Annotated in this window: 24 protein-coding genes and 1 riboswitch; of the genes, 17 read left to right on the top strand and 7 right to left on the bottom strand. The window is 35.4% G+C overall.

Annotated features, from left to right (window positions below):
• Nucleotides 1-759: 759 nt before the first annotated feature.
• On the bottom strand, nt 760-1,785 hold the full coding sequence (locus tag FJV36_RS01015; RefSeq protein WP_158728980.1) for a LacI family DNA-binding transcriptional regulator: 1,026 nt from the start codon (nt 1,783-1,785) through the stop codon (nt 760-762).
• Between the two features lie 319 nt (nt 1,786-2,104).
• Between FJV36_RS01015 and rplM the strand changes: the two genes are divergently transcribed.
• From rplM to FJV36_RS01090, 15 genes are all read left to right on the top strand, one after another.
• Nucleotides 2,105-2,560 (top strand): 50S ribosomal protein L13, encoded by a 456-nt coding sequence (gene rplM, locus FJV36_RS01020; RefSeq protein ID WP_086453663.1) that lies wholly within the window; start codon nt 2,105-2,107, stop codon nt 2,558-2,560.
• A complete protein-coding gene (rpsI, locus tag FJV36_RS01025) occupies nt 2,560-2,946 on the top strand; it encodes a 30S ribosomal protein S9 (RefSeq protein ID WP_158728981.1) in 387 nt (128 codons plus the stop codon). Before rplM ends, rpsI begins: the two co-directional genes overlap by 1 nt.
• A gap of 237 nt (nt 2,947-3,183) precedes the next feature.
• Nucleotides 3,184-3,963 carry a 30S ribosomal protein S2 gene (gene rpsB, locus FJV36_RS01030; protein WP_086453661.1) on the top strand — a complete coding sequence of 260 codons (780 nt, stop codon included), beginning with the start codon at nt 3,184-3,186 and terminating at the stop codon, nt 3,961-3,963.
• Between the two features lie 125 nt (nt 3,964-4,088).
• Nucleotides 4,089-5,051 (top strand): translation elongation factor Ts, encoded by a 963-nt coding sequence (tsf, locus tag FJV36_RS01035; protein ID WP_158728982.1) that lies wholly within the window; start codon nt 4,089-4,091, stop codon nt 5,049-5,051.
• Between the two features lie 148 nt (nt 5,052-5,199).
• A complete protein-coding gene (locus FJV36_RS01040) occupies nt 5,200-5,853 on the top strand; it encodes a queuosine precursor transporter (protein ID WP_086453659.1) in 654 nt (217 codons plus the stop codon).
• Nucleotides 5,850-6,419, top strand: a complete 570-nt coding sequence (locus tag FJV36_RS01045; protein WP_086453658.1) for a DNA-3-methyladenine glycosylase I — start codon at nt 5,850-5,852, stop codon at nt 6,417-6,419. Before FJV36_RS01040 ends, FJV36_RS01045 begins: the two co-directional genes overlap by 4 nt.
• Before the next feature lie 44 nt (nt 6,420-6,463).
• Nucleotides 6,464-6,559: riboswitch (TPP riboswitch) on the top strand.
• Between the two features lie 66 nt (nt 6,560-6,625).
• On the top strand, nt 6,626-6,832 hold the full coding sequence (gene thiS, locus FJV36_RS01050; protein WP_086453657.1) for a sulfur carrier protein ThiS: 207 nt from the start codon (nt 6,626-6,628) through the stop codon (nt 6,830-6,832).
• Nucleotides 6,833-7,151: 319 nt separating this feature from the next.
• Complete coding sequence (gene thiC, locus FJV36_RS01055) at nt 7,152-8,996, top strand: phosphomethylpyrimidine synthase ThiC (RefSeq protein WP_086453656.1); 1,845 nt, start codon at nt 7,152-7,154, stop codon at nt 8,994-8,996.
• A gap of 98 nt (nt 8,997-9,094) precedes the next feature.
• The gene (locus FJV36_RS01060; RefSeq protein ID WP_158728983.1) at nt 9,095-9,685 is read left to right on the top strand and encodes a thiamine phosphate synthase; all 591 of its coding nucleotides are present in this window, start codon (nt 9,095-9,097) and stop codon (nt 9,683-9,685) included.
• Entirely contained in the window at nt 9,667-10,419 is a 753-nt protein-coding gene (locus tag FJV36_RS01065; RefSeq protein ID WP_158728984.1) for a hydroxymethylpyrimidine/phosphomethylpyrimidine kinase, read from the top strand. Before FJV36_RS01060 ends, FJV36_RS01065 begins: the two co-directional genes overlap by 19 nt.
• Nucleotides 10,409-11,041, top strand: coding sequence for a thiamine phosphate synthase (locus FJV36_RS01070; protein ID WP_158728985.1), 633 nt, complete (start codon nt 10,409-10,411; stop codon nt 11,039-11,041). The genes FJV36_RS01065 and FJV36_RS01070 overlap by 11 nt, the downstream gene beginning before the upstream one ends.
• The gene (locus FJV36_RS01075; protein ID WP_158728986.1) at nt 11,028-11,798 is read left to right on the top strand and encodes a thiazole synthase; all 771 of its coding nucleotides are present in this window, start codon (nt 11,028-11,030) and stop codon (nt 11,796-11,798) included. Before FJV36_RS01070 ends, FJV36_RS01075 begins: the two co-directional genes overlap by 14 nt.
• A 149-nt stretch (nt 11,799-11,947) precedes the next feature.
• Complete coding sequence (locus tag FJV36_RS01080) at nt 11,948-12,325, top strand: GxxExxY protein (protein ID WP_158728987.1); 378 nt, start codon at nt 11,948-11,950, stop codon at nt 12,323-12,325.
• Nucleotides 12,326-12,649: 324 nt separating this feature from the next.
• Complete coding sequence (gene thiH, locus FJV36_RS01085; RefSeq protein ID WP_158728988.1) at nt 12,650-13,771, top strand: 2-iminoacetate synthase ThiH; 1,122 nt, start codon at nt 12,650-12,652, stop codon at nt 13,769-13,771.
• Between the two features lie 88 nt (nt 13,772-13,859).
• Nucleotides 13,860-14,570: a HesA/MoeB/ThiF family protein gene (locus FJV36_RS01090; protein WP_158728989.1), complete on the top strand. Its 711-nt coding sequence runs from the start codon at nt 13,860-13,862 to the stop codon at nt 14,568-14,570.
• A gap of 186 nt (nt 14,571-14,756) precedes the next feature.
• Here FJV36_RS01090 and aat read toward each other — a convergent pair whose 3' ends face one another.
• The 3 genes from aat to FJV36_RS01105 all read right to left on the bottom strand — a co-directional run bounded on the left by aat (nt 14,757) and on the right by FJV36_RS01105 (nt 16,792).
• The gene (aat, locus tag FJV36_RS01095) at nt 14,757-15,395 is read right to left on the bottom strand and encodes a leucyl/phenylalanyl-tRNA--protein transferase (protein WP_158729001.1); all 639 of its coding nucleotides are present in this window, start codon (nt 15,393-15,395) and stop codon (nt 14,757-14,759) included.
• A gap of 110 nt (nt 15,396-15,505) precedes the next feature.
• Complete coding sequence (locus FJV36_RS01100; protein WP_086453648.1) at nt 15,506-15,886, bottom strand: DUF3127 domain-containing protein; 381 nt, start codon at nt 15,884-15,886, stop codon at nt 15,506-15,508.
• A 24-nt stretch (nt 15,887-15,910) separates the two neighbouring features.
• Nucleotides 15,911-16,792 carry a flavin reductase family protein gene (locus FJV36_RS01105; protein WP_158728990.1) on the bottom strand — a complete coding sequence of 294 codons (882 nt, stop codon included), beginning with the start codon at nt 16,790-16,792 and terminating at the stop codon, nt 15,911-15,913.
• A 170-nt stretch (nt 16,793-16,962) separates the two neighbouring features.
• Between FJV36_RS01105 and FJV36_RS01110 the strand changes: the two genes are divergently transcribed.
• Nucleotides 16,963-18,129, top strand: a complete 1,167-nt coding sequence (locus FJV36_RS01110) for a HAMP domain-containing sensor histidine kinase (RefSeq protein ID WP_158728991.1) — start codon at nt 16,963-16,965, stop codon at nt 18,127-18,129.
• Between the two features lie 53 nt (nt 18,130-18,182).
• Here FJV36_RS01110 and FJV36_RS01115 read toward each other — a convergent pair whose 3' ends face one another.
• Entirely contained in the window at nt 18,183-18,572 is a 390-nt protein-coding gene (locus FJV36_RS01115) for an HIT family protein (RefSeq protein WP_158728992.1), read from the bottom strand.
• Between the two features lie 28 nt (nt 18,573-18,600).
• Nucleotides 18,601-19,077, bottom strand: a complete 477-nt coding sequence (greA, locus tag FJV36_RS01120; protein ID WP_144889642.1) for a transcription elongation factor GreA — start codon at nt 19,075-19,077, stop codon at nt 18,601-18,603.
• A gap of 161 nt (nt 19,078-19,238) precedes the next feature.
• On the opposite strand from greA, the gene FJV36_RS01125 reads away from it, so the two are divergent.
• Nucleotides 19,239-19,652: a hypothetical protein gene (locus FJV36_RS01125; RefSeq protein WP_158980767.1), complete on the top strand. Its 414-nt coding sequence runs from the start codon at nt 19,239-19,241 to the stop codon at nt 19,650-19,652.
• Nucleotides 19,653-20,132: 480 nt separating this feature from the next.
• Here FJV36_RS01125 and FJV36_RS01130 read toward each other — a convergent pair whose 3' ends face one another.
• Nucleotides 20,133-22,313, bottom strand: a complete 2,181-nt coding sequence (locus tag FJV36_RS01130) for a TonB-dependent receptor (RefSeq protein WP_158728994.1) — start codon at nt 22,311-22,313, stop codon at nt 20,133-20,135.
• Nucleotides 22,314-22,551 lie beyond the last annotated feature (238 nt).

Consider the following 22,551-nt stretch of genomic DNA (forward strand, 5'->3'; position numbering starts at 1 on the left):
CTTTAAAATGAAGCCTACAAGATTCTTCACTGCCAAAATTTGCTGTAAAACTGAATAAATTCATTTGCTTTTTTTATCAAATATAATGGTTTTTTTTTAATTATGGGTAATTACGGACAATCAAAAAGAATAAACACATTTTAAAACTAATTGCTTATTAAGTCCATAATTTACAACTAAATTAAAAAAAAATCTAATTAACATTTAATTAGAACACAATTTAGGGTCCAGTAAAAACAAGACAGAAGCTCATTAAAAAGATAGACTATAAATAAAAAAATCTCTAATTAAGCAATTAGAGATTTTTTTTTGAGGTTTATAACGAACAATTCGTTTTAAGGAACACTAAAAAATTATAATGAACTTTCTAAATTGCGACAGCTTTTTTATTGCTTAAAATTTTGTACGACCAGAAAGCTAACAGACCCAAAGGTTGTAAAACAATTAGCGAAAGAATAAGAAGCATTTTAGTTACCGAAGAAACTGTTGTTAAGTTTATAACCGTATACAAGGAGTAAATCCAGAATACAAAATAAAAAACCACAAGAATCATAAAAAGAATTTCTAACATAATTTATTTTTTAATTCAATAATATATGATCTCACAATCACTAAAGGTCTTTTTTAGAATATGAAAGTAAATTTATAATAAATTAGAAAGTTCAAATATTCAGTTTAAAACTTTGATGAATTTTTTATTTATTTCAACAAAAACTAACAGTGATATTAACTATGAAGTACTTTGATAGAAAATCAATGTTATTGAACTTTTTTAGTCGACTCTCTTTCTTTTAATTTGGTTTTAATCACCTTTGTTACATAAGGAAGATGCTCCTCCTCTGATTCCAACCTCTTAATAAGCAACTTGGCCGCTACTTCACCTATTTCTATACCATGTTGACTAACTGTTGTCAAACTAGGTGACAATCTTCTGGACGCTAAAATTCCATCAGCAAAACCAATGATAGAAATGTCTTCGGGTACTTTGAATCCTTTTTTTAATGCAACTCTTAATGCTACAACTGAATCATTCTCATCCAATGCAAAAATTCCATCTATTGGGTTTTCAAATATAGAATCCATTTTATTTTTAAGATCAAGTTCTGAGTCAGTTCTAATCATAATATCAGGATTAACAGCTATACCATTATTAGATAATGCTTTTAAATAGCCATCAGTTCTTAATTTACCCACACTCAAATTATCAATAGAAGAAAGTAAGGCAATATTTTTACAACCCAAGTTCAAAAGTTGCTGGGTCGCATGAAGTGCCGAATCAAAATCATCTACAATTACCTTATCACAGTCTACCCCATCTGCAATACGATCAAACATTACAATAGGAGTTCCATCATTAATAATAGTTGTGAAATGCTGATAATCTTGAGCTTTCTGAGCTTCCTCAGATACAGACACTATAAAACCATCAATAGTACCATTACTTAACATCTCTAAGGTATGTGCTTCTTTATCCAGAGACTCATTAGAAATACACATAATCACATTATACCCTTTTTCATCAGCAATCTTCTCAATGCCACTAAATACTTTGGCAAAAAAAGAATTAAGAATGTTAGGTATGATAACGCCTATAGTCTTTGTCTTTCTATTTTTAAGATTCAACCCAATAATATTTGGCTTGTAGTTTTTAAGCTTCGCATATTCCTTTATTTTAACCTTCGTTAGCTCACTAATTTCTGGACTATCGTTTAATGCCTTAGACACGGTAGAAACAGAAACGTTGAGTTCCTTCGCGATTTGTTTTAAAGTTGCTTTGGCTTTCATATTAAGAATTTAGTATAAAGTTAAAGTACAAGATAGTATAATATCTAAAAAATTCAATCAATTGACAAAAATAACGCATTAAGTTCAAAAAAGTAGTTGTAACAACAAAAAAAATACACCAATACAGATCATTAAATAGAGGAATAAAATCAATTTATAAAATGGGATTTATAAAACATAAAAAAAATAATAATATACATTTGATAATCAGTACAAAGCACATAACAAAATAATCTTTTAAGGTATTTGTATTTAAAATAATTAATTGTACTTTTGCAACCCCTTTATTGGGGATGGAATGTTTAATTAAAAAAATATTATGGACGCATTAAGCTACAAGACACAGTCAGCAAGCAAAGCCACAGTTACAAAAGAGTGGATTGTTGTAGATGCAGATGGTCACAACTTAGGACGTCTTGCTTCAAAAGTCGCAATGATTTTAAGAGGTAAGTACAAGCCAAGTTACACACCACATGTGGACTGCGGAGATAACGTAATTGTTATCAACTCAGAAAAAATTAACCTTACAGGTAACAAAATGGATGAAAAAACGTACATCCGTCACACTGGTTACCCAGGAGGTCAAAGAACTTTAACTGCTAAAGTTTTGCAATCTAAAAACCCTGCATTATTAGTTGAAAAAGCTGTAAAAGGGATGTTACCTAAAAACAAATTAGGGGCAGAGCTTTTTAGAAATTTAAATGTTGTTGTAGGATCAGAGCACAAACAAGGAGCTCAAAAACCTAGAACAGTTAACCTTAACGATCTTAAGTAATGGGAGTTATTCACAAAATCGGTAGAAGAAAAACCGCTGTTGCACGTATATACGTTTCAGAAGGAACAGGAGTAATCACGGTAAACAAAAAAGCATTTGAAACTTACTTCCCAACTGCAACTTTACAGTACAAAGTATTACAACCAATGTCTATGACAGAAAATGTAAGCAACTTTGACGTAAAAGTTAATGTTTACGGAGGTGGTTCAACAGGACAAGCAGAGGCTGTAAGAATGGCATTAGCACGTGCAATGTGCGAAGTTGATGCTGAAAACAGAGGAATCCTTAAACCACAAGGTTTATTAACAAGAGATCCAAGAATGGTTGAACGTAAGAAATTCGGTCAGAAGAAAGCTCGTAAGAGATTCCAATTCTCTAAGCGTTAATATTCAATCTGGTTATTTTTCAGATTATCAAGTTCAAACGCTGGTATTGTTATCAGCTTAAACTGAAATATGTTAAAATAAATTTAGCATAAAAATTTAAAAACACAGTTGTTGTTGCTCTCCTACCGAGGTAGGAAATAGTTTAGCATCTAAATAAGCCGAAAGTCTTAAAGGCACATGCCTAAAGTCGTATCAAAGAAGCTTATTGCTAATCAACAGAACGTAAACTAGAACAAAATGGCAAACAAAATAGAAGTTAAAGACTTACTAGAAGCAGGTGTACACTTTGGACACATGACTAGAAAATGGGACCCAAACATGGCTCCTTACATCTATATGGAACGTAATGGTATTCACATTATCAATCTATATAAAACTGCAGCAAAAATTGAAGAAGCTAACGAAGCTTTGAAAAAAATCGCTGCATCAGGTAGAAAAATATTATTTGTTGCTACCAAAAAACAAGCAAAAGACATCGTTGCTGATAAAGCAAAAGCTGCAAACATGCCTTACATCACTGAAAGATGGCCTGGTGGAATGCTAACTAACTTTGTAACTATCCGTAAAGCTGTTAAAAAAATGGCTACTATTGATAAAATGAAGAAAGATGGTACTTTCATGACTTTATCTAAAAAAGAGCGTTTGCAAGTTGATCGTCTTCGTGCTAAATTAGAGAAAAACTTAGGTTCAATCGCTGACATGTCTAGACTACCGGCTGCATTGTTCGTAGTAGATATCAAAGCAGAACACATCGCTATAAAAGAAGCACAAAAATTAAACATTCCAGTTTTCGCAATGGTTGATACTAACTCTGATCCACGTGAAGTAGAGTATGTAATTCCTGCAAATGATGATGCTTCTAAATCAATTGACAAAATTTTAACTTTAGTTACATCTGCAATTATCGAAGGACTTTCTGATAGAGGTACTGAAAAAGAAACTGAAGCTACTGCTGAAGTTGCTGCCCCAGCTACTGAAACTGCAGAAGCTCCAGCTGCAACTGCAACTGAAGAATAAATCAAATTTTGAATTCCAAATTTTGAATTCCAAATTCCAAAATCAGAAAATAACTTTCTGATAACATTGGAATTTGGGATTTAAAGATTGGAATTTTTACTTTTAACATTAAAATTCAAAATATTATGGCAACAATTACTGCTGCAGACGTAAACAAATTAAGACAAACTACAGGTGCCGGAATGATGGACTGTAAAAAAGCTTTAGTTGAAGCTGAGGGAGATTTCGATAAAGCAATCCAAAACCTTAGAGAAAAAGGACAAAAAGTTGCTGCTAATCGTTCTGACCGTGAGTCTTCTGAAGGAGCTGCTGTTTCTTTTATCAATGCTGATAACACTAAAGGAGCTATCATAACTTTAAACTGCGAAACAGACTTCGTAGGTAAAAATGAATCTTTCGTAACTTTGGCTAAAGAATTAGTTGAAAAAGCGATCAATTTCTCATCTAAAGAAGAATTTTTAGCATCAGATTTCAACGGAATGACTGTTGCTGAAAAATTAATTGAGCAAACTGGTGTTATAGGTGAAAAAATCGAAATCGGTGGTTTTGAAATTTTAGAAGGTGCTTTTGTTGGATCTTATGTTCACGTTAACAAAATTGCTGCATTAACTGCTATTTCTGCAGCTGTACCAAATGCAGAAATCCTTACGAAAGACGTATCTATGCAAGTGGCGTCAATGGGAGCTGATACATTATCTTACAAAGATTTTGATCCTGCTTTTGTTGCTTCTGAATTGGCTGCTCGTATCGCTATTATCGAAAAAGAAAATGAAGAAGCTAAACGTTTAGGAAAAACTTTAAAAAATGTTCCTAAATACATCTCTTTCTCTCAATTAACTGAAGAGGTTATCAAACAAGCTGAAGAAGATGCTAAAGCTGAGTTGAAAGCTGAAGGTAAACCGGAACAAATTTGGGACAAAATTATTCCTGGTAAAATCCAACGTTTTATATCTGATAACACTACTTTAGACCAAGAAAAAGCTTTACTTGATCAAAACTTCATCAAAGATGACAGTAAAAAAGTAGGTGATTATGTTAAAGGTTTCAATGTTGAAATTACAGGTTTCAAAAGAGCTTCTTTAGGATAGCCACTATTTGATTTCAAATAATTGCTATTTGATTTCATTTTTTTAATACAAAGCCCCATTTCAATTCTGTTGGAATGGGGCTTTTTCTTTGAAATAGCACATCTCTAAAATTCCATTTATTTTATTAAATTTGATGAAAGTTTATTCTATGTTCAAAACCAAAAAAGAACTTGTCTTTATAATCCTTGCCGGGATATTTATCACTAATGCCGTTACTGCTGAATTGATTGGTGGAAAACTGGTACAAATAGGTCCGTTTGTAATGAGCATCGGTATTTTGCCTTGGCCTATTGTGTTTTTGACTACAGATTTAATTAACGATTATTTTGGCGAAAAAGGAGTAAAAAAATTATCCTTGATCACTGCTGGATTAATTGCCTACTCGTTTATTATTCTACTGTTAGCCATAACAATCCCTGCTGCAAAAGGAATAAGTCCTGTGAGTGACGCACAGTTTACTGCTGTTTTTGGCCAAAGCATGTGGATTATTGTGGGCAGTATCATTGCTTTTCTTATATCACAATTAATAGACGTTACTGTTTTTTGGTTTTTTAAAAACCGAACTGGAAACAAAAAAATATGGCTTAGAGCTACGGGTTCTACCATCATTTCACAACTGTTTGATTCCTTTATTGTATTGGGAATTGCATTTTGGTTGCCCGGCAAAATTAACTTTGAAACCTTCCTAACCTCAGCCTTAACTGGCTATACTTTTAAGCTAGGCACAGCCATACTCTTAACTCCCTTAATTTACCTAGGTCACTACACTATTAAAAAATATTTAGCCACCGAAAAAGAATGATTATAACTGATAAAATACGTTGCGGCTGGTGTCATTCCAGTGATTTATACATGAAATACCATGACGAAGAATGGGGCGTTCCCGTATATGATGACACTACTCTATTTGAATTTTTACTACTTGAAACCTTTCAAGCAGGCCTAAGTTGGATTACCATCTTGAACAAAAGAGAAAATTTCTACAATGCATTTGATGCTTTTGATTATAAAAAAATTGCGCAATATTCTGATGATAAAATTCAAGAATTATTACAAGATGCAGGTATCATTCGCAACAAACTCAAAGTCTATTCGGCTGTGACCAACGCTCAAAATTTCATTACAATCCAAGAAGAATTTGGCAGTTTTTCGCAATACATTTGGGCTTTTATAAATAACACACAGGTTAACAACTCGCCAAGAAACTTAAAAGAAGTTCCTGCTACTTCACCAATTTCTGATGCAATTAGTAAGGATTTAAAAAAACGGGGTTTTAAATTTGTGGGTTCCACCGTTATGTATGCCTTCATGCAGGCCACAGGCATGGTCAATGATCATGTAGAAAATTGTTGGAAACGAAATTCATAATTTATAATTTATAATTTATAATTCATAATTTTCATTACATTTGCTTCACACTTTAGGGGTGTCTACCACGGTAGGCTGAGATTTTACCCTCTGAACCTGATCTAGTTCATACTAGCGTAGGGAAAAGTAAGATGACTTCATTGTACCATATTTGGGTACCGTCGTAGCCATTCCTAAAGTATACCTATATACTAAACTCAACAGGAATGGAACTAAAAATCAACAACCAAACAAAACATTTTGCCGCCAAGAGCCTAACGGTTCAAGCACTTCTTGACTTAGAAATTCCCGTAAAACAAAACGGAATTGCTGTGGCCATAAACAATACCGTCATTCCAAAATCTACTTGGAACATCCACCCCATACAAGAAACCGACACCATTCTTATCATCTCCGCAACTCAAGGCGGATGAGGCGGCTGCTCGAGCACAATCTAATTAAGTTAATAGGAAAAAGAAAAAACAGCACGCAGATTCAATAGATTTAAACCGATTTTTCTGCGTAAATCCGCGAAATCTGCGTGACAAAAAAGCAATTATTTAACTTAATGACCTTGTGCTCGAGCGGGCTATCCATTACAAGTCCGCAGTGACCATCCTATAAAACACAGTCGCCATTAAAGCTTCCTTACGGTCGCTTCACTGTCTCCTTGTTTTATTAGTCTGTTCACTTTACGGGCTTTCCATTACTATCCCTAGCAGAAAAAAAATACTAAACACAATCCTATTACTTATGAATACCGAAGAAAAAATATCTAGAACCCCGTTTCCAAATTCCAAAAAAGTATACATCGATGGTGAAATCCACCCGATTAAAGTAGCGATGCGTGAAATTTCGCTCGCAGATACTAAAATGTCAAATGGCAGAATAGAAAAAAACCCAGCAGTAACCGTTTACGACACTTCAGGCCCTTTTACAGATCCTAATTTTGAAATTGATATACGCAAAGGATTGCCGCGCATCCGCGAACAATGGATTCTGGACCGTAATGATGTAGAAGAACTAACCGAAATCTCCTCCGAATACGGAAAATCACGTTTGAATGATGAAAAGTTAGATCACTTGCGTTTTGAATATTTACACAAACCCATGCGCGCCAAAAAAGGTGCCAATGTGACCCAATTATATTACGCCAAACAAGGCATTATCACTCCCGAAATGGAATACATCGCCATTCGTGAAAACCAAAAATATGAGCAAATTGAATCTCAAACAAAAGCAATGCAATGCCAACATAAAGGAGATAGCTGGGGCGCAAACACTCCCTCTCCTTCGGGGAGGGCTGGGGTGGGGCCAATTACAGCCGAATTTGTTCGTAGCGAAGTAGCCAGAGGGCGTGCTATTATCCCCAACAACATCAACCATCCCGAAAGCGAACCAATGATTGTAGGACGCAATTTTTTAGTAAAAATTAATGCCAATATTGGGAATAGCGCAGTCACTTCAAGCATCGAAGAAGAAGTAGAAAAAGCGGTTTGGGCTTGTCGCTGGGGTGCTGATACCATTATGGATTTATCTACAGGAAAAAACATTCACGAAACCAGAGAATGGATTATTCGTAATTCCCCTGTTCCCATCGGTACGGTACCAATTTATCAAGCCTTAGAAAAAGTAAATGGAATCGCAGAAGATTTAACCTGGGAAATTTTTCGTGATACCTTAATCGAACAAGCGGAACAAGGCGTTTCTTATTTCACCATTCACGCTGGGGTTTTACTACGCTACATTCATTTAACCGCTAATCGCGTTACCGGAATTGTTTCTCGCGGTGGTTCTATTATGGCCAAATGGTGTTTGTTCCACCATAAAGAAAACTTTTTGTACACGCATTTCGAAGAGATTTGCGAAATTATGAAACAATACGACGTTGCCTTTTCATTAGGTGACGGACTTCGCCCAGGTTCTATCGCCGATGCCAACGATGCCGCACAATTCGCCGAATTAGAGACGCTGGGTGAACTAACAAAAATCGCTTGGAAACACGACGTTCAAGTATTTATTGAAGGTCCAGGTCACGTACCTATGCATATGATTAAAGAAAATATGGATAAACAATTGGAACATTGTGATGAAGCTCCGTTCTACACTTTGGGTCCATTAACCACTGACATTGCTCCCGGTTACGACCACATTACTTCTGCCATTGGAGCCGCTATGATTGGCTGGTACGGATGCGCTATGTTGTGTTATGTTACCCCAAAAGAACACCTTGGTTTACCCAACAAAAAAGACGTAAAAGACGGTGTGATTACATATAAAATTGCTGCTCACGCTGCGGATTTGGCCAAAGGTCACCCAGGAGCACAATACCGAGACAATGCTTTAAGCAAAGCTCGTTTCGAATTCCGCTGGGAAGACCAATTCAACTTGTCATTAGATCCAGATACTGCTCGTGAATTTCACGATGAAACCTTGCCTGCAGACGGTGCAAAAGTGGCTCATTTCTGCTCAATGTGTGGACCAAAATTCTGCTCCATGAAAATTTCTCAAGAAATTCGTGACGTAGCCGAAGCCGAGAAAGGAATGGCAGCAAAATCAGAAGAGTTTATTGAACAGGGAAAAGAAATTTATATTTAAGACGAGAGAATAGACAAAAGAATATAGAGAATAGACCTAAATCACAGTCTATTTTCTATGTTATATACTCTTTTTTCCTTTTCAGAATCTAATCAAAAATGATAGTCATTTCCAATCCAACTGCAATAGCAAACGAAATCAACACCATACACGCTCTCTTTGAGCATGGATTGGAGTTACTTCATGTCAGAAAACCTGATTTTTCAGCAACAGAAATGAAAACATTTGTATCAAAAATAAAAACAACTTTCAGACACCAATTGGCTTTGCATAGTCATCATCAATTAGCACTAGATTTTGGAATTAATCGCATTCATTTTACAGAAAAAACAAGAATAGAAACACCCGAAGAAGAATTAAAAAAATGGAAAAAAAGTGGATATACACTCTCCTCCTCTATTCATAAAATGTCCGATTTTGAAGCGCTATCAAGTGTTTTTGATTATGCATTTTTTGGTCCTGTTTTCGAAAGTATTTCAAAACCCAATTATGTTTCAAATCTGGATTTCAAAAAAGAATTAGAACAAAGAAAAAATAATAAAATCGCATTGATTGCTCTTGGAGGAATTACATCTGAGAATATCAAAACTGCATTAGCATTTGGGTTTGATGATGTAGCTCTTTTAGGCAGTATTTGGAACAACAACCATTCAATAGAAAATTTTAAAGTATGTCACGACCTTTTGTAGTAAGCATTGCAGGCTTCGATCCTTCAGCAGGCGCTGGAGTTTTGGCAGATATAAAAACGTTCGAGCAACATCAGGTGTATGGCTTTGCTATTAGTACTGCAAATACCATTCAAACCGAAAATGAATTTGTAGCCATACAATGGACGGATTTGGATTTTGTTTTGCAATCTGTTCAAACAATATTTAATACTTACGATATAAAAGCCGTAAAAATTGGAATTGTACCTTCTTTGGCATTTTTAAAAGAAGTTGTTTTTTTGATCAAAAAACATTCGCCAGAAACAAAAATAGTTTGGGACACCGTTTTAAAATCAACTACAGAATTCGATTTTTTAACTATTGAAAACCAAACTACTTTGACTGAAATACTGAAAGAAATTGATTTGATCACTCCTAATTACAATGAAATTTTACAATTATCTTCTAAAGAAATTAATGCAGAAACAACAGCTATTTTGCTTTCAAAACATTGCCCCGTATTGTTAAAAGGCGGTCACAATCCAAACGAAATTGGCTTTGATTATTTGTATTTAGAAAATGAACATTTGAAACTGGCGCCAAAGACTACTAAAATTTTCGATAAACACGGATCAGGTTGCGTATTGTCATCTGCGATTACAGCTCATTTGGCTTTGGGACAGGAACTAAAAACGGCTTGTGCCAATGCCAAAAAATACATAGAAGCCTACTTACAATCTAACCCCACAAAACTAGGATATCATTATGTACCATAAACTACAATATATCACTCAAGGAAACACCGTCGAAGAACAATTGTTCAATATTCGCAAAGCGCTTGACAACGGTTGTGAGTGGATTCAGTTGCGTTTCAAAAATGCTTCCACCTCCGAACTTTTTGATGTTGCAGAAACCGCAAAAATTTTGTGCGACGTTTTTTCTGCCTATTTAATCATTAATGACAATGTGCACCTAGCACAGCAATTAAATGCTGATGGAGTTCATGTAGGTTTAACCGATATGAATGTAGCAGCGGCGAGAACTATTTTAGGTCGTGAAAAAATTATCGGAGCAACTGCCAATACTTTAGAAGATATTCAAAATCATATTGAAAATGGCTGTAATTACATTGGTTTAGGGCCGTTCCAATTTACAGCAACAAAAGAAAAATTAAGTCCCATTTTAGGGCTAGAAGGCTACCACAGCATTATCGAAAAAATGAAAGCAAAAAAAATACAAATTCCCATTTATGCCATTGGAGGAATACAGCTTAAAAACGTTGAAAGTATAATGGAAACTGGTGTTCATGGGATTGCTGTTTCAGGTTTAATTACCCAAAGCGAAAATCCATCCGAATTAATCACGCAACTAAACGAAAAACTATATGTTACCATTTAAAATAGGAGATAAAACCTTTGAATCGCGGTTGTTTTTAGGAACAGGAAAATTCGGTTCCAACCAACAAATGGAAGAAGCTATTTTGGCATCCGGAAGTGAATTGGTTACCGTAGCCCTAAAACGTATCGATTTAGAAACCGAAACCGATGCAATTTTAGCCCATCTTAAACATCCACGAATTAATTTATTACCCAATACTTCGGGTGCACGCAATGCGAAAGAGGCTGTGTTTGCAGCGCAACTAGCTAGAGAAGCTTTGGAAACCAATTGGCTCAAACTAGAAATCCATCCCGATCCAAGATACTTGTTACCAGATCCAATTGAAACCTTAAAAGCAACAGAAGAACTAGCCAAATTAGGATTTATTGTTTTGCCTTACATTCACGCCGATCCTGTTTTATGTAAACGTTTGGAAGATGCCGGAACATCTGCCGTAATGCCATTAGGATCTCCCATTGGAAGTAACAAAGGATTAAAAACCATCGATTTTTTAGAAATTATTATCGAACAAAGTAAAGTTCCCGTAATCATCGACGCAGGAATTGGTGCACCTTCTGATGCCGCAAAAGCAATGGAATTAGGCGCCGATGCTGTTTTAGTCAACACCGCTATTGCTGTTGCTGGAAATCCAAAACTAATGGCTGAAGCTTTTAAGGAAGCGGTAATTGCAGGACGAAAAGCATACGAAGCACAATTGGCACAAAAAGTAAATCGTGCGGTGGCTTCGAGTCCTTTGACAGCATTTTTGTACGAGTAATTTTTAAATTAGCACGCAGATTTTACAGATTTACGCAAATAAAAAGTGAAAACACATCTAAAAAAACTCTAGGTACTATACAATTAAGTTCGTCTTTTTTGAAATAAAATAACTAAATTTAATTAATGCTAATTTTTAAATTCAAGAAAATGACAGAAAATGAAATTTCATATCAAATAAGAGGAGCAATTTTCAAAGTTTATAACACACTAGGGCCAGGTTTGTTTGAATCTGTATATGAAAGTGCGCTATACTATGAATTAACTAAATTGGATTTAAAAGTGGAGAGACAACTTGAAATCACCATTCCTTATGACGAAATCATATTAGATGTTGCTTTCAAAATTGATTTACTAGTTGAAGATAAAGTAATCATTGAACTGAAATCTGTGGAAAATTTAGCGCCCATTCATTATAAACAAATTACAAACTATTTAAAATTGACTGATAAAAAACTGGGATTGTTAGTTAATTTCAATACTGTCTCGATTTTAGAAGACATCAAGCGGATTGCTAATAAAATATAATTTAAAGATTAAAAATTGGCACGCAGATTTTGCAGATTTACTCAAAGAGAATAAGGAACAGATGTAAAAAATCTGCAATAATCTTTGAAAATCTATGTGCCAAAAAAGCAAAATAATGAACACATTAAAATCGGTTTTTGAACATTAGTTAATTTCAATACTGTCTCGATTTTAGAAGACATCAAGCGGATTGCTAATAAAATATAATCACAATAAAATGGCACACAAATTTTGCAGATTTACGCAGAGAAATTGAGGAACAGATTTAAAAAAATCCGCGAAAATCCGCGAAAATCTGCGTGCCAAAAAAAGCAGCTTAAAAAGATGAACACATTTATATCGGTTTTCGAACAATACAGTTGGGACAAAATTCAAGCTAAAATCTATCAGACAACTACCAAAGAAGTAGAGCAAGCTTTAGCCAAAACTAAACGCAATCTCGATGATTTTCTGGCTTTAATTTCACCAGCTGCCCAAACTTATTTGGAACAAATGGCTCAAATAAGTCACGAATTAACCAAAAAGCGTTTTGGCAAAACCATTCAAATGTATGCGCCTTTGTATTTGAGCAACGAATGCCAAAATATTTGTACCTATTGCGGTTTTAGTCTGGACAACAAAATCAAACGAAAAACTCTGACTGAAAGCGAAATCACACTGGAAGTTGAAGCCTTGAAAAAAGCAGGATTCGACCACGTTTTATTAGTTACTGGCGAAGCCAATTATACCGTAAACATTAATTATTTTCTAAAGTCTGTAGCTCAAATAAAAAATGATTTTTCGACTATTTCGGTAGAAGTGCAACCTTTATCCACAGAAGAATACCTACAATTGCATGCCGCTGGAGTGTATTCCGTTTTGGTTTATCAGGAAACCTACCATCGGGATGTTTATAAGCAATACCACACCAAAGGGAAAAAATCTAATTTCGATTTTCGTTTGGAAACTCCGGATCGAGTTGGAACTGCTGGAATTCATAAAATAGGTTTGGGCGTTTTGTTGGGGCTAGAAGACTGGCGCACTGATAGTTTTTTCAATGCTTTGCACTTGGAATATCTCCAAAAAACGTATTGGAAAACCAAATACACGGTTTCTTTTCCACGATTGCGTCCCGCGGAAGGAGTGATTCAACCCAACTTTATTATGGATGACAAAGATTTGACGCAGTTGATTTGTGCTTATCGGTTATGGAATGAGGATTTAGAGATTTCTATATCAACTCGCGAGAATGAAAAATTCAGAAACAACATTATTCCGCTTGGCACAACAAGTATGAGTGCTGGTTCCAAAACCAATCCTGGTGGTTATGTAGTGGATCCACAATCTTTGGAACAATTTGAAATTAGTGATGAGCGTTCAGCATCGGAAATTGCCGCTCTTATTTCTAGCCAAGGCTACGAACCCGTTTGGAAAGACTGGGATAGAACATTTAGTCAAATTTCATAAAGTCGAATGTCAAAAGTACTCGACTTTACTTGATAGTTTCGCTTTTGACTTTCCACTTTAAGATTTTCAAACTTTAAGACACAATAAAATGAGTGTAATACAAGAATTTTTACGATACAACCGACAAAGTATGCTGCCCGAAATAGGTGATTCAGGCCAAGAAAAACTCAAGCAAGCGAGAGTTTTGGTGATTGGTGCTGGCGGTTTGGGCTGTCCTATTTTACAATACATTTCGACCGCAGGAGTAGGAACTATTGGGATTGTTGATTTCGATAAAATAGAAATTCACAACTTGCACAGACAAATCTTGTACACCGAAGATCAAGTGGGCTTATCAAAAGCTTTGATTGCCAAAGAAAAATTAGAAGCACTGAATCCTTTGATTAAAGTAGCAGCTTTTGAAGCGAAACTAACCGTTGAAAACGCTGTTCAAATCATCCAAGATTTTGATGTGGTTGTGGATGGATCAGATAATTTTGCCACTCGTTATTTAGTGAATGATACTTGTGTAGCTTTGGGCAAACCTTTGGTTTATGGAAGTATTTTAGGTTTTGAAGGACAGTTAGCTGTTTTTAATTATAACGGAAGTAAAAACCTTCGGGATTTATTTCCAGCGCCTCCCAATCCAAAAGACGTACCAAATTGCAGTTTGAATGGTGTGCTGGGCACTTTACCGGGTATGATAGGAACGATGATGGCACACGAAACCTTAAAATTAATTACAGGTTTACCAACTTTGAAAAATGAATTGGTTTTGTATCAAACTTTAGATTGGAGTTTTACCAAGTTGCAATTTTAGTTGTGTTCAACAATCCATTAAGTACTGAAAAAACAGGCGTTTTGCCCCAGATGGACGTGAAAAGCCCGGACTGAAAAGCCTATTTTTTAGAGACAGCAAAGAGCGACCGGCAGGAAGCTCCTTTGATGGCTTTAGAAAAAATAAGACTTTGAAGGAGGACTTGTAACAAACAGCTGGAAATAGGCCCTACTGCTGCTGCAAAATTCGCATAAACTCGTTTCGATGAATTTCTCTGCAACCCAAACTTTCGAGATGTGGATTGTAAACTTGACAATCGAGCAGCTTATAGTTTTCTTTTTTTAAGTGGTTTACCAAGGCAATAAACGCCACTTTGGAAGCATTAGAAACTAACGAAAACATGCTTTCGCCGCAAAAAATATGACCCAAATCAACGCCATACAAACCGCCAACTAAGATATCATCTTGCCAAACTTCTACAGATTTTGCAATGCCTAAGTCGTGCAATTTGCAATAGGCCTCAATCATGTCATTAGTAATCCAAGTTCCGTTTTGACCGTCGCGTTTTACTTTTTGACAGTAGGAAATCACATCTCTAAAATTTCGATTGAAAGTAACTGAAAAATCGCCTTTATTGAGAATGTTACGCATGCTTTTGGAGATTTTCAACTCCTCAAGAAATAAAACCATTCTTGGGTTTGGTGACCACCAAAGGATAGGATCACCGGCTTCAAACCAAGGAAAAATACCGCTTTTGTAGGCTAACTGCAGGCGTTCTGGAGATAAATCGCCACCAATAGCAAGAATGCCATCTCGATTGGCTTTATTCACTTCGGGAAAATCTAAAATATCAGAAAGGTAATGCATGATGACATAAATTATAAAGAAAACGGCAGGAATGCTCAAAAAAAATCCAAATTCCAATATGAAGAAAGCTTCAACTTGGAATTTGGATTTATATACTTTGGAATTTTATCTTAGAACGGTAAATCGTCTGCTTCCTCTTCGTTAAAACTAGTTGCTGGTGCAAATGTTTCTGCAGATGGCATAGGAGGCATTTGCTGAGCAGAAGGACTTTCCGCTTGTAATTTCCCTATTCTCCATCCTTGAATTGTGTTAAAATAAACCGTTTCACCTTGTGCATTTGTCCACTCTCTTCCTCTCAAGTTAATGTCAATTTTTACAGCTTCACCTACTTGAAAATTATTCAACAAATCACATTTATCTTGAACAAACTGAACCGAAATATGTTGCGGATATTGCTCATCAGTTGTTACTACAACATCTCTTTTTTTGAAACCTCCAGATCCAACTTCTTTAGTTTGATCGATCATTTTAATTTTTCCTGTTACTTCCATCTTCTCTATATTTATTGTTATGCTCTATTTTAAAGTATCGGCTAAAAGAACCTTCCATGCCGAGACTACATCATTATCATTAAGGTATTTTTTTGCCGTAAGATGCACTTTTTCAGTATCATCTGAACTCAAAACCGCTTTAACTGCAAAATTTTCCTGTACAAATATACTAACTTCTTCGGTTGTAGGCAAGGCTTCAACATTTCCTAAAATCCCCAAATCATTTCCGTTAAAGACCTTACTTTGTTTTACAAAATTTGGAATAGCATCTACGCCAATCCCTAAGGTTGCCAATGGTTTTGGTACTTCAAAAAGTCCTTGATTGGATCTAGAATACCAATTGCCACCTAAGCGCGACACCAAGTCAATTTTATGTTGATCTATAGCGCCATTACTGTCTAAAACGGCTTCGTCAATATGAATTTTTACTACTTCGCACACGACTAAATTCCCTGCACCACCCTCTGAACCCAAAGCAATAATTTGATTGACTTTGCACTCAAATTGTACCGGAGATTCTTTTACTCGATACGGTTTTACAACCTCTGATGGTATTGGCGTCAAGCCTGATTTTACAAATTCATCTACCCCATCAGCATACTCTGTACTAGCCAACGAGATTTGCTGTACAATGTCATAATTCACCACATTGATCACTACTTCTCTGGTAGCTTCGGCATTAATCAAAGTGTGTTTTATTGAGTTGTCTCGCACGCGGCGTGCCGGTGAGAAAATAAGAATAGGTGGATTAGCACTAAAAACATTAAAAAAACTAAACGGAGAAACATTGGCATTGCCATTTTCATCCATCGTACTGGCAAATGCAATAGGTCTTGGGCCTACTGAGCTTTGCAAGTAGCCTTGTAATTTTGCTGTATCGATAGTTTTTGGGTCAATTGTGATCATAATTCAAGTTACATTTGAGATACAAAAATAAGCAAATCGATTGAGTTATGAACTTTATACTCTAAAATAGCATAACAAAAAGCAGGATGAATGTCTCGAAAAAAAATCTGAAAAAAAACTAAAATACAAGCGCATTTATTTCGTTATATTTAGCATTAAAATCCATTAGTATGCAGTTTTCCGAAAGAAGAGTTAACACCCGTTGGGTAATTATTTTCGCATCGTTTTTTATCATCAGTTTAATTCTCTGGAATACCTATACTTTTTTTCAAATTTTCAAGAATGAAGAGCGCTTGAAAATGAATCTTTGGGCGCAGGCCCAAAAAACATTAATTAACGCCGATGAAAATACTGAGGTTGAATTGCCATTACAAATTTTTAGCAATAACACTTCTATCCCAATTATGCTAACCGAAAATGACAGTATTATCAATACGGTTAATATTGACGAGGAAAATTTGTTAAAAAGCAAAAAGGCTATCACAATACTAAACACTTTAAAATCAGAAAATGATCCCATTGTTATAGAATATGTTCCTGGGAAGTTTCAAAAACTATATTACGGCAACTCTTCCCTATTAAACAAATTGAAATATTATCCCCTTGCGCTGGTTTTAATTATTGTTCTTTTTGGTGGATTAGTTTACAATTACTACCGCAGCACAAAAATGGCGACGCAAAATAAATTATGGGCCGGAATGGCAAAGGAAACCGCACATCAAATAGGTACGCCGCTCTCCTCATTGATTGGTTGGGTTGAAATTTTAAAAGCAGATGATGTGGACGCCTCGATCACGCAAGAAATAGAAAAAGACATTGAACGCCTGCAAACGATAACCGACCGATTTTCAAAAATTGGTTCGGAACCCAAGCTAGAACGCACTGATATTGTTCACGAAACACAACAGGCGTACGATTATTTACAATCACGGTTTTCAAAACAAATTGACTTTACTTTTAGCGCTCCAAAACACCCAGTTTGGGTACAACTCAACCCTATTTTGCACAGCTGGACGATAGAAAATTTGGTTAAAAATGCCATTGATGCCATGAAGGGAAAGGGAAAACTACAACTGGCTATTGTTGCCGACGCTGACACGGTAAAAATCAACGTTACAGATACAGGCAATGGCATTCAAAAAAAACAGTTTCAAACTATTTTTGAGCCAGGATTTACTACCAAAAAACGCGGTTGGGGATTGGGACTTTCGTTAACCAAACGAATTGTAGAAGAATATCACAAAGGCACAATTAAAGTTTTACAATCAGAAATTGGCAAAGGAACTACCATGCAAGTATTGCTAAAAATCAAACAAGACTCCATTTCTACTTCATAAAAAAAGGAATACGTTTTTGTCGTATTCCTTTTCTTTTTTTTTATTTTTAATTTTTACAAATTGGCTGCAATTGCCGCTGCAAGTGAAGTAAATTCTTCGGTGGTGAGACTTACTTTATTTTGAAAACGCATTTCATCCATTTCGTTTAGCGGAATCAAATGCACGTGCGCATGAGGAACTTCGAGTCCTACAACTGCAATACCTACGCGTTTACAAGGAACTGTTTTCTCTAAAGCGACTGCAATTTTTTTTGAAAACTGCATTAGCCCCAAATACAAATTGTCATCCATATCAAAAATCTTATTGATTTCTTGTTTTGGAATACAAAGTGTGTGACCGTTTGCGTTTGGATTTACATCTAAAAAAGCTATGAAATTTTCATCCTCTGCTATCTTGTAACAAGGAATTTCTCCGTTTATTATTTTGGTAAAAATACTTGGCATGGTGCTGAACTATTAGTTAATAGATGTATTAATCGCGTGATATTTCAAGGATTTCAAACTTCAAGACACCATTTGGTACCGTAATTTCTGCAACTTCCCCTACTGATTTTCCTAGTAAACCTTTACCAATTGGTGAGGTAACGGATATTTTTCCAGTTTTCAAATCTGCTTCACTTTCAGCCACTAATGTGTATTTCATTTCCATTCCGTTGGTTTGGTTTTTGATTTTCACATTCGATAAAACCAGAACTTTAGAAAGGTCTAAATGGGATTCGTCAATTAATCTAGCGTTTGAGTGCACCTCTTCTAGTTTAGCAATACGCATCTCAAGCATACCTTGTGCTTCTTTGGCTGCATCATACTCTGCATTCTCAGATAAATCTCCTTTGTCTCTAGCCTCTGCAATATCTGCTGATGCTTTAGGACGCATCACGCTCTTTAGATAATCTAATTCTTCTCTTAATTTCTTTAATCCTTCTGCGGTATAATACGATACTGTACTCATAATTTCATTAATTATATAAATAGAAAAAATCCCATCAGGACGGGATTTCTTTCCACAAAGATACTACTATTTTTTTTCGTCGATAAATATATGCTAATCATATATAAGTCAAAGTTAAATAAATTAAATTTGTTTCACTAATACTTTGACACTAATTTAAAATGAAAAAAATTCATCTCTTATTTACATTGATTCCATTGTTTTTTTCTTGCAATGATTCTGGCGTTAGCAATAACAACCCCTTTGTTCCTAACTATACTTTCAGCATGGACCTCAACATGAATTTACCTACTTATTCCAATCTTAAATTTGTGAGCAATGCTGTATATGTCCCTAATATTGGTGCACGAGGCGTGATTGTTTTTAATACCGCTAGTGGCTACAACGCCTTTGATGCTGCTTGTCCTAATCAAGCCCTAAGCGACTGCTCTACTATGTCGATTAACGGAATTAATGCGGTTTGCGGATGTGATAATGTTACCTATAGCTTGTTTACAGGACAAAGCAATTTGCAATATCCTATGAAGCAATACCGCGTACAAGTGAACGGAGATATACTTAGAGTTTTTAATTAATTACAATTTATAACTTAGAGAAAGTATAAAAACCCTTGGCAATACAAAAGTGCTGCGCTGACTAATTAAATAATCAGAGAAGGAAAAATCGTTTTTGACTTTATTATCGAATAGATTATTAACTACCACTTCGAAACCAAAAGGACTGTTCTTTTTTTGATAACGCAACGAAGTATTGGCTATGTCGTAAAAATTACTCCGCTTGTTGCTGTTAGTGTTTTTCAGGTTTTCGTAACTGCATTTGAACGTCCAAAATTTTGCGATGCTAATGTCAAAATCAGAGGTAATCGCATCATTTTGAGAATTTTAAACCAATCTGTTTTTTATATGCAAGCGCAGGTTAAAACGGTGATTTTTGTACAGAAAGAAGCAATTAAATCATAGTTCACCTCCGGATCGTTCCTCAAAATGGACATGTTAATTAAATAAAAAATCCTGACAGCGAACCATCAGGATTTCATCCAATAACAAACTCCTCTTTTAAAACTTCAAGGTCAAACCCAGCAAGAAATTAGTCCCCGCTTGCGGATAGTAGTACGGATAGATATCGTACATGTAGCCATTTGAAACGTATTTTTTATCTAAAAAGTTGTTCACTAAGCCCGTTAAGACTATTTCATTAAATATGGTTTTTGGTTTAAAAGTGTATGCTACGTTTAGATCATTAACAAAATAATCAGCTAATTGTGCTGCTGGCAACTCAATATTGTTCATGTATTGCTCACCTACAAATTTTTGCAACCATGAAATATGCAGGTTGTTAATAGGCGAATACACTATAATATTTCCTGCAATAATTGATGGAGAATAAGCAATATCTGTAGTTCCATAGTTTTGCCCTTCAACAGCTAAGTCTCTGTTTTTATTGGCACTCAAGGTAAAATTAGGACGAATAATCCACTGATCGTTGAATGCAATAGTCGCATCTACTTCTAATCCCAATCGGTAACTTTTTTCACTGTTAGAACGAATTGGTGCGCCAACATCATCTAATTTTCCAGTCAAAATTAATTGATCTTTATAGGCCATAAAATACACATTGGTATTAATTTGTGTTTTCTCAGCAGTATACCTCCAACCCAATTCAAAGTCATTCAACTTTTCTGGTCTTACATTGCCACCTTCGTAATCGCTTCTGTTTGGTTCTCTGTTAGCTCTTGCGTATGAAGCGTACAAGGCATTGCTTGCATTTACCGTGTAAGTCAAACCTGCTTTTGGGTTAAAAAAGTTGAAAGTATCATTCACCGGTAGTGCTTGCACACCATCTGCTTTGTACTTTACGCTTCGAAATTGAAGGTCTCCAAATAAACTCAACTGACTTGTAATTTGACAGTTGGCTTTAGCAAAAATATTTCCATCTGTTTTTGTTGCAAAATCATCATAATAACGGTCTCCTAATTCAGATGTTGATGCATAACGCGCCCAAATTACTTTACCAAAATGATTTCCTTCATACTTGTTCCATCCACCACCAAAAATAACATCTACAGACTCGTCTTTGTAATTAGCTGAAAAAGTGGTTCCATAAAAATCATTATCCAACCATTTTTGACGAATTAAATCTGTCCCAGGAACCAATTTTCCATTACTATTTACAACCATTTTGGTAGGTTCAATTGCACCATATCCTTCTACTGGCTCATTATATTTATAATTTTCAAAATAGCCTTTTCCTTTGGTGTAATGCAATGCAAAATTAGTACTCCAGTTATCCGAAAATTTTTCGTTCCAATGTAACTGCGAATGATCTTGTTGGTAATTGTCCGTCTCATTATCATAAAAACGCATGTTCCCTTTTTCATCTTTAAAAGCTCCAGCCGAGTTAAACCTGCGATTAGTATTCAAAGTTTCGCCATCAATTCCGTTCCAAGACTGATACGTTTTTTCATTACCTCCAAAAACCAAAGCTTTGATTAAAGTAGTTTTACCAACGTAAGTTCCTTGTAAAAAATACGATTTCAAATCCGAAGCACCTCTGTCAATAAACCCATCTGAATTTATAGCAGATAAACGTCCTGCAATTTCAAAATGATCGTTCATCAATCCGGTACTGAATTTTACAGTATGTTTACGCGTATTAAAACTTCCAAACGAATTAGAGATTTCGCCGGTACTTTTTGTTGCAAAATTATCGGTAAGCATATTAAGGCTTGCGCCAAAAGCACCCGCTCCATTGGTAGACGTTCCTACTCCACGCTGCAGTTGTAAGCTTTCAACTGATGAAGCAAAATCAGGCATATTCACCCAATACGTTCCATGACTTTCAGAGTCGTTATAGGGAATCCCGTTGATGGTAACGTTTACACGAGTAGCATCACTACCACGCACTCGTATACCGGTGTAACCTACTCCATTTCCTGCATCAGATGTAGTGACTACAGATGGAAGGTAATTCATTAAAATAGGAATATCTTGCCCTAAATTTCTAAACTTAATTTCTTTTTTGTTGAGATTGCTAAAACTAACTGGAGTTTTTGTAGTAACACGAACTGCCGATACTAAAACCGCATCAAGCTGGTTGACCTTAGTAGTATCTTTTACTTGTGCAAAAGTGGAAAAAGAAAAGAGAGAAAAGAAGATAGAAAATAGAAGAGTCAAAGATAAGTTTGACGGCTTGGACTGCACGCTTTTGCGACTTGTAAAATAAAATAAAGTTCTCATCCGTAATATGCTTACGAATAAAAGGGGGAATTATTCTTTTTGTTTTTTAATTAATAAAATGATTTGTTTCTATGACGCAACGCAGCGTATACTGCCTAGTTTTGTCAATTTTTCCGTAAACAGCATTACCTGTTCCCGTTCTTTGGGTATGATCTCAGCTCGTTATTTAGAGCACCCCTTTGAGACGATGCAAAACTAATTATAAATTGTGGATAACAAATTATGAATTGGAATAAAT

The organism is Flavobacterium sp. I-STPP5a, assembly GCF_009764685.1.
Taxonomy (GTDB): domain Bacteria; phylum Bacteroidota; class Bacteroidia; order Flavobacteriales; family Flavobacteriaceae; genus Flavobacterium.